19 protein-coding genes are annotated in these 14,366 nt (G+C 48.2%); 13 read left to right on the plus strand and 6 right to left on the minus strand.

Translation table 11 applies throughout. The annotated features are described in order from the left end of the window. Positions 1-133: 133 nt before the first annotated feature. The 4 genes from BMY60_RS16650 to BMY60_RS08295 form a co-directional block, all read right to left on the minus strand. Entirely contained in the window at positions 134-748 is a 615-nt protein-coding gene (locus tag BMY60_RS16650) for an NAD(P)/FAD-dependent oxidoreductase (protein ID WP_371264200.1), read from the minus strand. Further along, complete coding sequence (locus tag BMY60_RS16655; RefSeq protein WP_371264201.1) at positions 736-1,188, minus strand: NAD(P)/FAD-dependent oxidoreductase; 453 nt, start codon at positions 1,186-1,188, stop codon at positions 736-738. The genes BMY60_RS16650 and BMY60_RS16655 overlap by 13 nt, the downstream gene beginning before the upstream one ends. A gap of 68 nt (positions 1,189-1,256) precedes the next feature. Next, positions 1,257-1,391, minus strand: a complete 135-nt coding sequence (locus BMY60_RS16660) for a hypothetical protein (protein WP_371264202.1) — start codon at positions 1,389-1,391, stop codon at positions 1,257-1,259. Positions 1,392-1,500: 109 nt separating this feature from the next. Beyond that, a complete protein-coding gene (locus BMY60_RS08295; RefSeq protein WP_090332836.1) occupies positions 1,501-1,845 on the minus strand; it encodes an ArsR/SmtB family transcription factor in 345 nt (114 codons plus the stop codon). A gap of 231 nt (positions 1,846-2,076) precedes the next feature. Here BMY60_RS08295 and BMY60_RS08300 point away from each other — a divergent pair, with 231 nt between their 5' ends. Next, positions 2,077-2,937 (plus strand): MBL fold metallo-hydrolase, encoded by an 861-nt coding sequence (locus BMY60_RS08300; RefSeq protein WP_090332837.1) that lies wholly within the window; start codon positions 2,077-2,079, stop codon positions 2,935-2,937. Positions 2,938-3,065: 128 nt separating this feature from the next. Here the strand turns inward: BMY60_RS08300 and BMY60_RS08305 are convergent, their stop codons facing one another. Continuing rightward, on the minus strand, positions 3,066-3,692 hold the full coding sequence (locus BMY60_RS08305; protein ID WP_090332839.1) for a hypothetical protein: 627 nt from the start codon (positions 3,690-3,692) through the stop codon (positions 3,066-3,068). A 579-nt stretch (positions 3,693-4,271) separates the two neighbouring features. Here BMY60_RS08305 and BMY60_RS08310 point away from each other — a divergent pair. The 8 genes from BMY60_RS08310 to BMY60_RS16665 all read left to right on the plus strand — a co-directional run bounded on the left by BMY60_RS08310 (position 4,272) and on the right by BMY60_RS16665 (position 11,260). Beyond that, complete coding sequence (locus BMY60_RS08310) at positions 4,272-4,913, plus strand: hypothetical protein (RefSeq protein ID WP_090332841.1); 642 nt, start codon at positions 4,272-4,274, stop codon at positions 4,911-4,913. A gap of 25 nt (positions 4,914-4,938) precedes the next feature. Continuing rightward, a complete protein-coding gene (locus BMY60_RS08315; RefSeq protein WP_090332842.1) occupies positions 4,939-5,646 on the plus strand; it encodes a hypothetical protein in 708 nt (235 codons plus the stop codon). Positions 5,647-5,725: 79 nt separating this feature from the next. Further along, positions 5,726-7,246, plus strand: a complete 1,521-nt coding sequence (locus BMY60_RS08320) for a Dyp-type peroxidase (RefSeq protein WP_090332844.1) — start codon at positions 5,726-5,728, stop codon at positions 7,244-7,246. A gap of 93 nt (positions 7,247-7,339) precedes the next feature. Then, entirely contained in the window at positions 7,340-8,536 is a 1,197-nt protein-coding gene (locus BMY60_RS08325) for a cytochrome P450 (RefSeq protein ID WP_090332845.1), read from the plus strand. Between the two features lie 272 nt (positions 8,537-8,808). Further along, the gene (locus BMY60_RS08330; RefSeq protein WP_143057400.1) at positions 8,809-9,603 is read left to right on the plus strand and encodes a glutathione S-transferase C-terminal domain-containing protein; all 795 of its coding nucleotides are present in this window, start codon (positions 8,809-8,811) and stop codon (positions 9,601-9,603) included. Positions 9,604-9,795: 192 nt separating this feature from the next. Next, positions 9,796-10,551, plus strand: coding sequence for a YiiX/YebB-like N1pC/P60 family cysteine hydrolase (locus BMY60_RS08335; protein ID WP_090332849.1), 756 nt, complete (start codon positions 9,796-9,798; stop codon positions 10,549-10,551). Between the two features lie 84 nt (positions 10,552-10,635). Next, entirely contained in the window at positions 10,636-10,815 is a 180-nt protein-coding gene (locus tag BMY60_RS15740; protein ID WP_090332850.1) for a hypothetical protein, read from the plus strand. Between the two features lie 46 nt (positions 10,816-10,861). Next, on the plus strand, positions 10,862-11,260 hold the full coding sequence (locus BMY60_RS16665; protein WP_371264204.1) for a transposase: 399 nt from the start codon (positions 10,862-10,864) through the stop codon (positions 11,258-11,260). 220 nt (positions 11,261-11,480) lie between these two features. Here the strand turns inward: BMY60_RS16665 and BMY60_RS08350 are convergent, their stop codons facing one another. Then, positions 11,481-11,741 carry a hypothetical protein gene (locus BMY60_RS08350; protein WP_090332853.1) on the minus strand — a complete coding sequence of 87 codons (261 nt, stop codon included), beginning with the start codon at positions 11,739-11,741 and terminating at the stop codon, positions 11,481-11,483. 375 nt (positions 11,742-12,116) lie between these two features. On the opposite strand from BMY60_RS08350, the gene BMY60_RS08355 reads away from it, so the two are divergent. The 4 genes from BMY60_RS08355 (at position 12,117) to BMY60_RS08365 (ending at position 14,309) form a co-directional block, all read left to right on the plus strand. Further along, positions 12,117-12,584, plus strand: a complete 468-nt coding sequence (locus tag BMY60_RS08355; RefSeq protein WP_371264203.1) for an NUDIX hydrolase — start codon at positions 12,117-12,119, stop codon at positions 12,582-12,584. Then, entirely contained in the window at positions 12,584-13,663 is a 1,080-nt protein-coding gene (gene mnmA / locus BMY60_RS08360; protein WP_090332856.1) for a tRNA 2-thiouridine(34) synthase MnmA, read from the plus strand. Before BMY60_RS08355 ends, mnmA begins: the two co-directional genes overlap by 1 nt. A gap of 105 nt (positions 13,664-13,768) precedes the next feature. Then, positions 13,769-13,954 carry a hypothetical protein gene (locus tag BMY60_RS15370; RefSeq protein ID WP_143057401.1) on the plus strand — a complete coding sequence of 62 codons (186 nt, stop codon included), beginning with the start codon at positions 13,769-13,771 and terminating at the stop codon, positions 13,952-13,954. After that, entirely contained in the window at positions 13,908-14,309 is a 402-nt protein-coding gene (locus BMY60_RS08365; protein WP_256250767.1) for a DUF4019 domain-containing protein, read from the plus strand. The genes BMY60_RS15370 and BMY60_RS08365 overlap by 47 nt, the downstream gene beginning before the upstream one ends. Positions 14,310-14,366 lie beyond the last annotated feature (57 nt).

Consider the following 14,366-nt stretch of genomic DNA (forward strand, 5'->3'; position numbering starts at 1 on the left):
AGCAGGTCGCTGGCCAGCCTTGGTGCGTTATATCATCAGTAAAATTATTGCCAGCAAACCCCAGAAATCACAATTTCTTGATTCATTTCCCGCTACGTTGGCATTTGATTCCAGCTAACTGAGGAATTTAGGTTCAATGTTTTTTACGCGCGTGTGCAAGCCATTCCTTGCCCTTCAGCATGCCGTTCCAATACAGCCATGGAAAAACCGTTGTTTTGAAGAACCAGTATAATTTTCTGGACACAGTTGGTTTTAACGGAAAAGTCGGCATTAGCTTGCCGCCAAATCCGAATTCGGCCAAAACGACCTTGCCTTTCTCAACAGCCAGCGGACACGCCCCGTAACCACCGTAAACCAGTGGCAATTCCTCATCCTCCTTATTCACCAGCAGGTTCCCCGCAACGACGACAATCTGTTTTCTGATTGTCACGGCAGTTTTCGCATTCGGCGACGAACAGGCATCGCCAAGCGCAAAGACATTGTCATAGTCGGGATGCTGCAGTGTTTTTTCGTTGACTTTGCAAAATCCGGACGCATCCGCTAACGGACTGTCGCGCAAAAAGTCCGGCGCCACTTGCGGTGGTGTAACATGCAGCATGTCAAACTGTTTCTCTTCCGTGCGTACATTGCCATCTGCGTCTTCGGTTTCAAAACAGGCTGTTTTACGGCGGCCATCCACCCTGACCAGATTTGAATTAAAACTGAGCCTTGCCTGATACCGCTCAACATAGTCCATCAGCGATGGCACAAAATCCGCCACATCAAATAATACTGCACCAGCGACCAGGTATGCGACGCCAGACGGATTCCTGGGCAGACGATGAGTTGGCGGTAGCCGATTTTACGTCCATCGGCAAGCACTACCAGGTTATTCTTCGGATCGAAAGCGGACGCCTGCGCGTGTATCCATTCCGCGTGTTCCGGCATCACATCGGCCATTCTGCGCACCGTCAGTTCAGCATCATAAGCACCGCCACCGACCAGCGTCCAGGCCGGCTGATAATAATGCTTATCACTGGGTTCAATCACCGCGATACGCAAGGCAGGCCACCGTCTGAGCAGACTGGCCGTCACGCCGATGCCTGCGGAGCCGCCACCGACCACCACCACATCGAACGCACTCCCCCAGTTGCAGGCATCGGCTGTAGACCGATGCAGCCTGGCTGCTTCATCATCGGATTTTGACATGGCATGCAGCGCCGTCGCCCGCCTGCCCGAGCCGCAGAATGCCAATACAGGCCCCGGCAGCTCAGCGATCAGCTTACGGAACGCTTCGCTACGTTCTTCCGGTATACCACCCAGCCGGACCCGGCAATTTCTGTCAAATCATCCACGCCGATCTGACCTGTGACCGACAGTTTTTCGTCCAGCCGGGTAATTTCCACGCCCATGATTTTCTCCTGTTAAACGTTTGCGCTCGCATTATTGAACCCATATTCCAGACCTGCGCACGCATATAGAAAACGTGTCCTTATCGTACCGGATTGGTATGGCACGCTGTTAATCTTTTGCGCGCTGAACGCAATAAAGTTCAAACAATGTCTGCATGATACGCATAGCCTCCATACTGGCCAGACTGTAATAAATGTATTTTCCCTGACGATCCGTCGTTACCAGCCCCTCTTCACGCAACACTGTAAGCTGCTGAGAAAGCGTTGGCTGACGGATATCCAGCAAAGCTTCCAGTTCTCCCACATTTCTTGCACCCTGGCTAAGCTGGCATAAGATAAGGAGGCGATCCTCGTTTGCCAGCGCCTTCAAAGTCGCGCATGCCTGTGATGCCGATTCACGCACGGCTTCCATGTCAGGCAGCGCCAAATCTGTTTTAATTGATCCACTATTCATGGGTTGCCCGCAGCATTATCGACACATCTACTGCGACGTGCCATCCACTTTAACCCGGTCTCGAATGTCATACGCATACCCCTAAATACATTTGATTATAGCAATATTCATCAAACAAAATATGTTTCAATGAAATATTGAATAATGATATATATTTTGATATATTATTGTCAAGCGCCTAACAAATAGACCAATTAAACAGACCAATCCTGTTAAATAATGGAGGTTAAGATGTCACCCAATATCAATCCGTTTTTCGATACCACAACCAGCACAATCAGTTATGTTGTGTATGATGAAATGACCGGCAGTTGCGCTGTTATCGATCCGGTTCTCGATTATGATCCCAGATCCGGGCGTATTCGCACAACATTCGCCGATAAACTGATTGCATTCATTCAGCGGCAGCAACTCCATGCCGAGTGGATACTTGAAACACATGCACATGCCGACCATCTATCATCCGCGTGTTACATCAAAAAGAAGCTGGGCGGCAGAACCGGCATTGGCGGACATATTCCTACGGTGCAGGCGACCTTTAAAAAAATCTTCAACCTGGGTGACGAATTCATGCCGGACGGACATCATTTCGATCATTTGTTCGCCGGCGAGGAAATATTCCAGATTGGAAAACTGACTGCCAAAGCACTATTTGTTCCCGGCCATACACCGGCCGACATGGCATATCAAATCGACGATGCAATTTTTGTGGGCGACACATTGTTTATGCCGGATGCCGGCACCGCACGCGCCGACTTTCCAGGTGGCGATGCACAAACGCTGTATCGCTCTATCCAAAAAATACTGGCTTATCCACCGCAAACCCGGCTACTCATGTGCCACGACTATCCGCCGAACGGCCGAGATCCTTTGTGGGAAACAACTGTCGCTCAACAGCGCGCGGAAAATATCCATGTGCATGACGGTATCGATGAGCAAACATTTATTGAAATGCGCAGCAACAGAGATGCGGCACTTGAAGCGCCTGCATTGTTATTGCCCGCAATACAAACCAATATCCGGGCCGGCGAATTACCACCGCCCGAAAATAATGGAATATCCTATTTCAAAATACCCATCAAAACGGCCTGATGATCGAACATACACATCCGCATTTAGATTGAGGAGACTATCATCCCAAATGTAATCGGAGCCGGCGGCATACGTGCATGCGACTGTCATGCCGCATGTGCGTAAAACGATAACAACGTACGCAGTGGTTACTCAATAATTCTTTTCAGCGACCTTAGATCAGGGGCGCTGTCTAAATCTGTTTTATTAAATGTAAATAAAAGCAAGACAGTGTAATTGTTATAAAACGTCTCAGTTAAATAGGACGGTGTTGCATGCATAAAGCGACCGGACGGCAATTCATAAATATTCAAAGAGAAATTTGCATATCCTATTTGGCTCTGCGATTTATAGATAGACAGCTCGGGTATGGAGATCGGAAGAAGAGTACCGCTAATCTGCGGCATACCAAAAAATACCTCGCCATATTCGGTGCCTAATGAATTGACGACGATATTTATACGATATTGCGCATCCTGCGGACTCTCCAGTATATAGCCTTGCTTTCCCAACCAATTACCCACTACCTCTCCCACGAAAGCGCTGTCTTTACTAAGCCCTGTCGTTTTCAACGTCACTTTCGCGCCGTCTGGAATCGGCACAAAACTGTATTCCTGCCGGGTCAGGCTTCTTGAAACAGCTTCACTCTGAAGCAATTGCTCGATTGCAGCTCTGGATGACTGCGTCGTTTTCTGCGTTGTCGAACAGGCTGATGCCAATAATAAAGAAATTCCCAAAACCGATAACCTTGTTGTTATTCTTTTTGTTAACTGCATTTTTTATGATTCCCATATATTCAGTGTTCTGTTGCAATGTGCATGTTGAATAGGGAGCAATACAAACCCTATTTTCACCCTGTCTGCTCAACCCAAATTTCCCAAGGAGTCGTGAATAAATAAGCGTGACAATCGGGCGCGCCTGGCGGGATGCAATGCAAGGCGGGAGGATGAGCATGGCACAGGCTATGGCGATGACGAACAACACCGCAGCGTGCCCGCCAGATGCGATCCGGGTGTTACAGTTATTTATGAACGACTCCTAAGCATATGTGAAGAACTTCACACCGATTCTTGCACAAACAGGCCTATAATGTTTGTTGCGCAGGAAAAAAATACGTATTACTATTTCCATATGTTAAAAAAGAATGCTGACAGCGCAGCATCAACAAACAGCATTCTTCGCAAAAAGAAAAATTACAAACACGTTTGCCGATGATTCGATAGACCTCGTACATGGGCGCGCTTTATCGGCTTTAAAATAATGCTTTGATTAAACGTCTTCAAAAAACGAAACAAACAAATATGTAAAACCTGAATTTACCACCGTTAAAAACTCATCCGACCAAGGAGCTTTTTATGTCAAATATCGCAGGTAAAGCGTACGCCATGAATGTTATTACACCGATCCGGTGGTACATGACCTGGATTAACAAGCTCATTTTTAAAACCGCGCTAAGCAACCCTTCAACACTGAAAGGTTTGGTCACTCTATCGCTTATCCATTATGCACGCTGGGTGATTATTCCGCGGGATGGTTTTCCGCGGCTTGACCCGAGTCAGCCCAAAGAAGAACTGAATTATTCCTACATGCTTTTTTTCAGTAATTTTAACGGCAGCTGGGACCAGTATGTCGACTCTTTTACTTTCGCCATTCCATCCGGGCTTGATTTATTCTGGAAATGGAACGTCCGTTACCCCAAATCCGTTCCGCTGACGCCGTTTCATAACTATATTCGCCACAATCAGATTGATACAGCGCATTACTACAACGCGTATCCAATGGCGTCCTCCAACGATGTTAAATCCGCGCAGAAAATCAAAAAGGCATTGATTAATTTTAACACCGCATCCGCCGACAAACCCCCCGAGGAATTTCTTAACGATTACAACAAACTGCTCAACGACATGCAACACCATTTCGGTGACATGAAGCCAACGCCTATCGTCAGCTTGTCAGCAGATGCCGTCAGAAAACGCTATCTGCAAATCCCGGAATAATTCATCTGATCATAAGGAAATTCACATGGCAACTAAAAGTGGAAATGCAACAGCGCTAACGGTACTATCCCCTATCAAAAACGGAATACTGAACCAGGTGTCTTTTGCCGATATCACACGCGAACGGTGCCTGCGCCTGCCCATTCATGAAAAGAGCCCTTTGTCCAAAGTACCCAATACCTATCTTGCGCGGCTGTTTATTCTTGACGATGTGTATTACGAATCACTTCCCGCGAATGACAAGGTATTCAATTTCTCGGATATCACATCTCTTTTTTCAGATTCCGCCCGAAAAAAAGCGTTGCCGCGCAAAGACCATTTAAAGTCCAAATATCTTGTATTCTCCAGCAGTTTTTATGGCGATCTTGACGAATATCTGAGGGGCATGTGGGATAACTGGTCGTATGTTGACCATGAAGGCAATCAGCGCGACGTCCGTCATATCTGGGAGTATTGTGTCGCATTCGACCGGGTCACCGACAGCGCCGGTTTTATTCACTATATCAAACGATGTCAGCTTGATGCCAGTCTGTTTTTCAACGGCTCGACCGACGATTCCCTGCAGGATCAGCTCAAAGCGCTTTATTTAAAGCAGGAATTCACCCGGTTCGCAGTCGAGCACCAGGGAAAAGGCGCAGCTGAAATACAACAGGCGTTCAAAGCGTTCATTGAACGCGCACAACCGGAAAACCTGGCCTCACCGACCTGGCCGCCCGGAAAATCGACACCCTGACCATTTTCCGGCCAGCCGGGCTTTTTCAACTGTCAACTCTCGATTTGTCAATTATTCACCTCAAAAAGAGCGATCAAACATGACACAACAACTTGATTTATCAGATATTCAGGGTAATGTTATCAAGGCATACGGCAGATATAACTTTCAGAAAGCACGCTATTTATTTCTACGGATTGATGACGGTGAAAAGGGCCGCAAATTTATCGGCGCAATCACCACCAAGGTAACATCAGCCCTGCCCTGGGGCAAGCCAGGAGACGGATCGGCACCTCCCATACCGCAGGCCACCACCAATGTTGCTTTTACTTTTAACGGTTTGCAGGCTCTGGAAATTCCCACTGCTTCCCAGAGAGGGTTTCCGGAAGATTTCATCATGGGCATGGCCAAACGCAAGGACATTCTGGGTGACGACGGCCCCAGCGATCCCGCAAACTGGGATAAAGTCTGGAAAGAAAAAGTGCATGTCTGGATCTCGATTAACGGTCAGTCGATTGACGCGGTCAAAAAGCGTTATGACTGGATTCAGGAACAGATCGAAGCTTCCAATGGCGGCGTGGTGCTGTTGACCGGACACCGCGGCGAAAAAGGCGAAGACAGCCTGCCTTATCAGGATGCCAGCGTATTATACGATGCTACCGGCATGCCCGTCCCAAAAGAACATTTCGGCTATACCGACGGCATTGGCGACCCTGTTTTTGAAGGACAGACCAATGTAGCAGCACGTGTCCTGGGGCGCGGCAAATTAATGCGTGACGGCACCTGGCTGCCGCTGGCGACCGGAGAGTTTCTGCTCGGACATGTGGACGAAGCGATGGAATACCCGAAAACCGCCCCTTCGCCCTGGCTGCTTGCGCACAATGGCACTTTCATGGTCTATCGCAAACTCCATGAAAATGTGGGAACGTTCAACCGATTCCTCGACGAACAAAGCCAGATTTTTGACGGCAGCAAGGAAATGCTGGCAGCCAAGTTCGCCGGCCGCTGGCGCGACAACGGCGCGCCGGTCGTGCATGCGCCGGATGATGTCGGCAAAGCTGAATGGGATAGACGCTATGCCGCAGCTGATGACGCCGGCAAAAAAAAGATGCTGACAGATTTTACCTACAATGAAGACATTCATGGCGCAAAATGCCCCTTCAGTGCGCATCTGCGCCGCATCAATCCACGCGGATCGCTGGAATTCGGCGTCAGCAACGCCTATGACACGCCTGGCGCACTGGTCAATCGCCGCCGTATTCTGCGACGGGGGCTGCCTTACGGAGAAGTCAAAGACCCAGCCCGCGACGACGGCAACCATGGCATTATTTTCATGGCGCTGAACGCGGACATTCAACGTCAGTTTGAATTCGTCCAGCAACAATGGATCAACTATGCCAACGATTTTAAGGAGGGCAACGACAAGGAAGTTCTGCTGGGTAATCATGATGCAAATAATCCGGGCAAAGTTGTACTGGCCGCTGAGCCGGGATCAGGCAAACCGCCGCACTTTGTCAGCAATATCCCGCGTCTGGTCGAAACGCGTGGCGGTGATTATTTTTTCATACCGAGCATAACGGCCCTTAAATTGATCGCTGGCGGCATTGTCGATCCAACCTAATCACATCAGGGTACTTATTATAATGCCGGATCCGTGCCGGCTATCAGTAGCATGCTGCATATACGTTAACGCACAATCACTGGAGCTTTAACCATGGCCAAAGCCACAACAATCAACGAAAAACTGACCGCGTGGGCGTTTAAGCATCTCGACGGGATTTTTACGATTCTGCGGGTGATCAAGCCTACTGTCGTATTTAAGGGAAATGCGGTGGTCACCCGTTTTGACGATGTCACGGAAGTATTGAACCGTGACTGGATATTTCAGGTGCCGTATGCAGAAAAAATGCATAAAGTCACGAACGGCAGCAATTTTTTTCTGGGCATGCAAAACACCGGACAATATACGCGCGATGTGTCCAATATGCGCATTGCCGCCCGCCGCGAAGACATTGACGCAATTATCAAGCCGTTTGTCGATAAAACAAGTGAAGAGATTCTGAAAAATACCGCCGGCAGAATGGATGTGGTTCAGCAATTGACGCGCGTTGTGCCGACACGCCTGATCGGCGAATACTTTGGCACGCCCGGCTGGAACGAAACGGAATTTACCGACGCGGCGACAATTATGTTCCAGTACCTGTTTTACCCTGATGATCCCGAAGTTGAAGAAAAAGCCCTCAAAGCTGCCGAACAGACGCGCGGCTATCTCGACCAGGTCATTGCCGAGAGAAAAACCGATCCCGCCGACAGAGACGATGTTCTGGGCCGCTGCCTGAAACTGCAGCAGGCGGGCATGCCCGGCATGGCGGATATTGACATCCGGAACAATCTGATCGGCCTGATTATCGGCGCGATTCCAACCACATCGAAAAGCGCCGCGGTTACGTTGAATCATCTGTTTGACAATCCGGAATTACTCGTTGAGGCACAACAGGCCGCACGCGCCGATGAGGACGAAAAGCTGGTCCAGTTCGTTCTCGAAAGTCTGCGTCTAAACCCGTTTGCTGCCGGCATTCAACGCGTCTGCGCCGAAGATTATGTGGTCGCGAGGGGTACGCTGAGATCGGCAACCATACCCAAAGGCACGCGCGTGCTGGCTGCAACACAGTCGGCCATGAAAGACGGACGTAAAATCAAGAGGCCCAAAGAATTCCGCCTTGACCGTCCTGCCTACAGCTATATGCATTTCGGCTTTGGCCTGCACACCTGTTTTGGCCAGTATATCAACCTGACGCAGATTCCGGGTATTGTCAAAGCGGTTTTGAAGCAGAATAGTTTGCGCCGCGTTACCGACATGGTCGTTGAAGAACCGTTTCCTGTCAGTCTTGAAATTGAATACGACAACTAGTACTCATATCAATATGATATCGCCGTCAGCATACATGGCAAGGCACAACGCAGAGCATGGACGCTGACAAGCTCACCCACAGGGCGTTACCATGGTGTCCTGTAACTACGTTACAGTACTTGAAAAGGGAGCAATCCTTTCCTGCGTGCTGCGCCTTGTTGCATAGCACCGCGATAACGCTGTACACGGCAATAGCATATTGATAGAGTACCAAGAGTACTAGAGCCCAGGGTCTTCCTATTGATTAACAACACAAAGTGCGTAAAAAAGCGATGCCGAACGATAAAAAGCCTGTCAAAGTCCTGTCATTTTCACCCAGCGCCGACGGCGAACTGAACCGCTGGATACTGTTTTATTACGGTATTGATTTTAAGGAAAGCCGGCACACTGTACCTTTCTTTTTCCTGCTCAACAAACTGCAAGGCGGAAAAAGTCTTGTCCTGTGCCGCGATGGAGACGTTAAACTGACCAGCGTGCATGCCGTAATCAAGCACTTTGATGCACAGACGGCGCCTGAGTTCAAACTGATTCCAGAGGCGCTGGCCGAGTCGTTGGAAAGCGGCTGGAACCGTTATAATACCGAACTGGGAGGCGCTGCCGTCAAATGGGCCTACACCAATCTGCTGCCATATAAAACTATTATGGTCCGCCCGCTGTCGCTAGGCAGCCCCTGGCTGGAACGCTTTTTTGTCAAGCACTGGTACAGCATCCCGAAGCGGTTAATATGGAAATCACAACAACTGAGCAAGGCGGCCGCCGATGAATCGCTGAAAACGATCAAAGCGATTTTTGAAGAAGTCGATCGCCTGCTCGCAGATGGCAGAACTTACTTGTACGGCGAACGGCTGACGCTGGCGGACTTTGCTTTTGCTGTCAGCGGAGCTCCGCTGGTACTTCCTGCCAATTATGGCGGCGATCAATTTGGACAGGGACCTATTCCGACCCTGGAAGAATTTCCTCTGGAATTGCAGGCGACCATTCGCGCAATGCGGCAAACGCCGGCTGGCGAGTTTATATTGCGTCTTTATGCGCAAGACCGTTACCGCAGCATTCGCGATCATTCCTAACCGCGCAGTGATACGGACAAACAAAGTCTCCAGCTGTTCTGCAATTAATGCACGCCCAAAAAATGGTACACTCATGATCCGTTCACTGACTGGAATAATCCACAGCAGATGAACTGCACAATCATTTTGAAAAAATGAAGCAATAACTCAGTTTTTCACATTTGACGAAAAAAAGCAGGGAAACCGGTTCCAATGGGATGGATAACACGCACCGCTGGCAGTCTGCTGGCAAACTACCTGACAAAGCCGCTCAAAAATACCACGCATATCGCACCGATCAGCCAGGAAACGCTGCGCGCGACACTGCAACCCGCCGATGTGCTGCTCGTCGAGGGCGACACGCGCCTGAGCATCCCCATCAAATACCTGACGCAATCCACCTGGTCGCATGCCGCCATATATATTGGTGAAAACGCCCTGCCGGCGCGTGAATCCTGGCAAATGCCGCTGGCTCTGGTCGAAGCTGATCTGAAATACGGCGTACACGCGGTAACACTGGCACACTACGCGCATTTAAACACGCGGATCTGCCGTCCGGCAGGTTTGAGCGCGGAAGACCGCAAGCGTGTGGTCGATTATGTTGTCAAAAATATCGGACACCATTACGATTTAAAACATATTTTTGATCTTGCCCGCTATCTGCTTCCTTTCCCGGTACCGACAAGACTGCGCCGGCGCATGCTGGCACTCGGCAGCAACGATCCATCGCGCGCTATTTGTTCCACGCTGATCGCGCAAGCATTTAATTCCATATCGTACCCCATACTGCCGGAAATCAAGCGCGAATGGATAGGTGATCCGGACTGTGCCAACTGTTATAACGAAATTTACCATATCCGTCACTACAGTCTGTACACACCCCGAGATTTTGATATCTCTCCTTTCTTTGATGTTATCAAACCGACAATCATCAATGGATTTGATTACCGTTCAATTCGCTGGAAATAAGCTCACGAAAAGTCATAGCAATATCATTGGCTATGTCACTTTAAGTGTTGTTCACTAATATAGTGATTAAAAATCATTGGGATAATGCTGATTATGGAGTCTAAAGCATTTAAGACGTTGCTGACAGAATTGGACAAGCTGACGCCGCAACAGAGAAAGCAAATCGAAAAGCAATTGCAACGCCACGATGATATTCAATCGGTCATCACATTAATTGAAAAGCGTATAGATACTACACTAATCGTGAATGAAAACTTGGTTTAACTTAGTGCAATAAAGTCATCATAACCCGATCGCTGGATATGGCTGGATCAAGCGTGGCCGGGAACATGGAATTCAAGGCGCCGTCGATTGCGCAGGGCTTAATCCAATCGTCCGTTATGATGACACTATCAATGCACAATCTACGGTAGCGTTGTTACAACAGATCAGGCAACAGCACCCTGCTGCCCGTATTTACGTCATCTGCGATAATGCCCGTTATTACCGTTCACGGATCGTTACCGATTACTTGTCGGATTCAAAAACCGGATTAATCTTCCTGCCGCCATATGCGTCCAATCCAAACCTGATTGAACGTTACTGGCGGTTTTTCAAGAAAGAAATCCTGTATGGCGAGTACTACGAAACTTTTCTCTGTTCAAACAGGCCTGTGATGATTTTTTTGCCTCACCCGAGCGCTATAAAGAATCGCTACGTTCCTTGCTGACCGATAATTTTCAGATTATCGATTGTGCCTGAGTGCCGAAATTTGAAGTGCGGTGAGTATATACTGACAAGCTCACTGAACCCGGCAATATCATATGGATAGAGTACCAGCATCTCATGACGACACTATCTAACAGCAACAGCGTATAAGCGAAATATTATTTGAGGCAGTCAAACAAGTTGCAAACCGGGCCTATATCGAATACAGACCCGGAACAATATCAATATTCACTCACCGGTATTTCAGCATCAGCAACGATTTTCTGTGCTTTGCCACAGTTTACCCGAACGATCTTGCCATCCTTTGTTTTGGTCATGCTTTTAACCGTCTCGGTTGGTTTTTTATCTTTGCAATTCATCCAGTTCAGGATATCTTCAGCTGAAACTGGCGTCAGATCAGATTCCAGATTTCCACTGGCCATTGTCGTTGTTGAGCCAAAAATAAACATTGCTGCAAACGCAGCGATTATCATTTTTTTCATTTTAGTTCCTCTCTCCTTAATTAATTCAATTACCCCGCCTGAGTGCTCCCAGATAATGCGACATTACTTTAAATCTGCAACACTTAATCATGATCGTAATTATATTTAAGGCCATGACGAAATAGCTGATTTAAAATATCACGCTGCTATTTTACTTTTTTATCCTGCGTTTGCAATATTAACACTCCACATTATTGCAGTCCAGGCTGTAACTTCTGCATTAAAAACGCTGATGAAATATCAGGTGGTATTTGCTGACTACTTTTACTCTCATTGATAAGTTCTGTCCCGAATAATAAAAAACGATACACTATCTGGAAAATCATAAAGCAAAAATTTATATATATTTAAACCACGCGATTAAACTACTGAGAGATGATGATTTGGAAGCCGAATGTAACCGTCGCTGCCGTTGCTGAGCAGGAGAATAAGTTTTTACTGGTGGAAGAAACTGTATCACCAGGGGCGATCACGCTACTGAACCAGCCTGCCGGGCATCTGGAAGCAGGTGAATCACTGATTCAGGCTGTCGTAAGGGAAACACTGGAAGAGACCGGTTACACGTTCACGCCAGAATGGCTGATAGGAATATATCACTGGCATTCCAGTGATAATAATACCACTTACCTGCGTTTCGCTTTTTCAGGTGATGTTTCCGATTTTGATCCGGATTATGTTCGTGAGGCATGCATTGTAAATGCGGGCTGGTACGCTATGCCGCAAATTGAAGAATTAACCATGCGTCACCGAAGCCCCCTTGTGAAACAGTGTATTCAGGACTTTTCTGCCAACAAGCGTTATCCGCTTGAGATATTGACGCATTACAACTTTGACCTGACGTGATGAAAAAAAAGCACGTGATCGTGGGCATGTCGGGTGGTGTAGATTCATCAGTTGCCGCCTACTTGCTCAAGCAGCAGGGTTATACTGTTACCGGCCTGTTTATGAAAAACTGGGAAGACGATGACACCGACACCTATTGCTCTTCGCGGCAGGACTTTCTGGATGCAGTTTCTGTAGCGGATATACTGGATATTCCTATTGAAACGGTTAATTTTTCAGACGCATATAAAGACCGCGTTTTTTCCAATTTTCTGGCGGAATACAAAGCCGGACGCACGCCTAATCCCGACGTGCTGTGTAATGCCGAGATCAAATTCAAGGCATTTCTCGATCATGCGTATCAATTAGGCGCCGATTATATAGCGACGGGACATTATGCACAGCTAAGAACATTCAACGGCGCATTTCAATTACTCAAAGGAGAAGACGGAACCAAAGACCAGAGTTATTTCCTGTACCGTCTGAACCAGAAACAGCTTGCCAGAACTTTGTTTCCGATAGGTCACCTGTATAAACGCGAGGTACGCAAGATTGCAAGCGACCTGAAACTTCCCAATTACGCTAAAAAAGACAGTACCGGCATCTGTTTCATAGGCGAGCGGCCGTTCCGTGAATTTTTAAACCGTTATTTGCCACACGAACCCGGCGAGATTCAAACGCCCGAAGGCGATGTCGTCGGCAGGCATCTTGGCCTGATGTACTATACCATCGGACAGCGGCAAGGATTAGGCATTGGCGGCAAGCGAGGCGGCACGGAAGACCCCTGGTTCGTTTGTGAAAAAAAACCGGCTGAAAACGTCTTGGTCGTCGTTCAGGGTCATGACCATCCCAGTTTATTGCAGCCGTCTCTTACGGCAACGGACCTAACCTGGATTAGCGGCGAAAGGCCGCACTGTGACTGGGTTTATGCCGCCAAAACGCGATACCGCCAGAAAGATGCGCCCTGTACCATTGCCGGTTTCAGTAGCGCATGTTGCCGGATTGATTTTGCACAGACTCAGTGGGCAGTAACACCCGGACAGTCTGTGGTGGTTTATGAAAGCAAGGTATGCTTAGGTGGCGGCATTATTGTCGAGTAGACCTGCTGGATGACCGTGCCGGTTTAAAATAGACTTATAAGGAGCCGCGAATAAATAAGTGTGACAATTGCGCGCGTCTGGCAGGATGCAATGCAAGGCGGGAGGATGAGTCATGGCACAGGCTATGGCGACGACGAACAACACCGCAGCGTGCCCGCCAGATGCGATCCAAGTGTTACAGTTATTTATGAACGACTCCTAAGTATTGAATCACTCGTTGAGGTATCGAATGTTAAAGCAATTGATGGCGCTATGGATTTTGACTTTGTGTGTGAATCTGGTCAGCGCTGAAGAACAGAACTTTCTTGAAGAAATTGAAAACAGCGCGCGCGCCTGGCTGGGTTTGAACGATGACGGCCGGTACGCGGAAAGCTGGAGAAATTCATCTCCACACTTTCGGGGAAAAATGACTGAGTCTGACTGGCTTAAAAAAGCCGGTGACATCAGAAAACCACTCGGCGCAATGGAAGCCAGATATATTGCGACCGCAAGTCAAGCAAAGAAGCTGTCCGGGTTGCCCGAAGGCGAATACGTAGTGCTTCAGTTTTACACGACTTTCAAGGATCGAACGTTAGCGCTGGAAACAGTCACTCTCGCGAAAGAAAAGGATGCCACCTGGCGGGTTGCCGATTATGCGATTAAATAAATCCACCAAACCGGATATTTTACACATACGCGCTACTTTACAATACCATGACTAACG

The organism is Nitrosomonas sp. Nm51, assembly GCF_900111165.1.
In the GTDB taxonomy this organism is placed as follows: Bacteria; Pseudomonadota; Gammaproteobacteria; order Burkholderiales; family Nitrosomonadaceae; genus Nitrosomonas.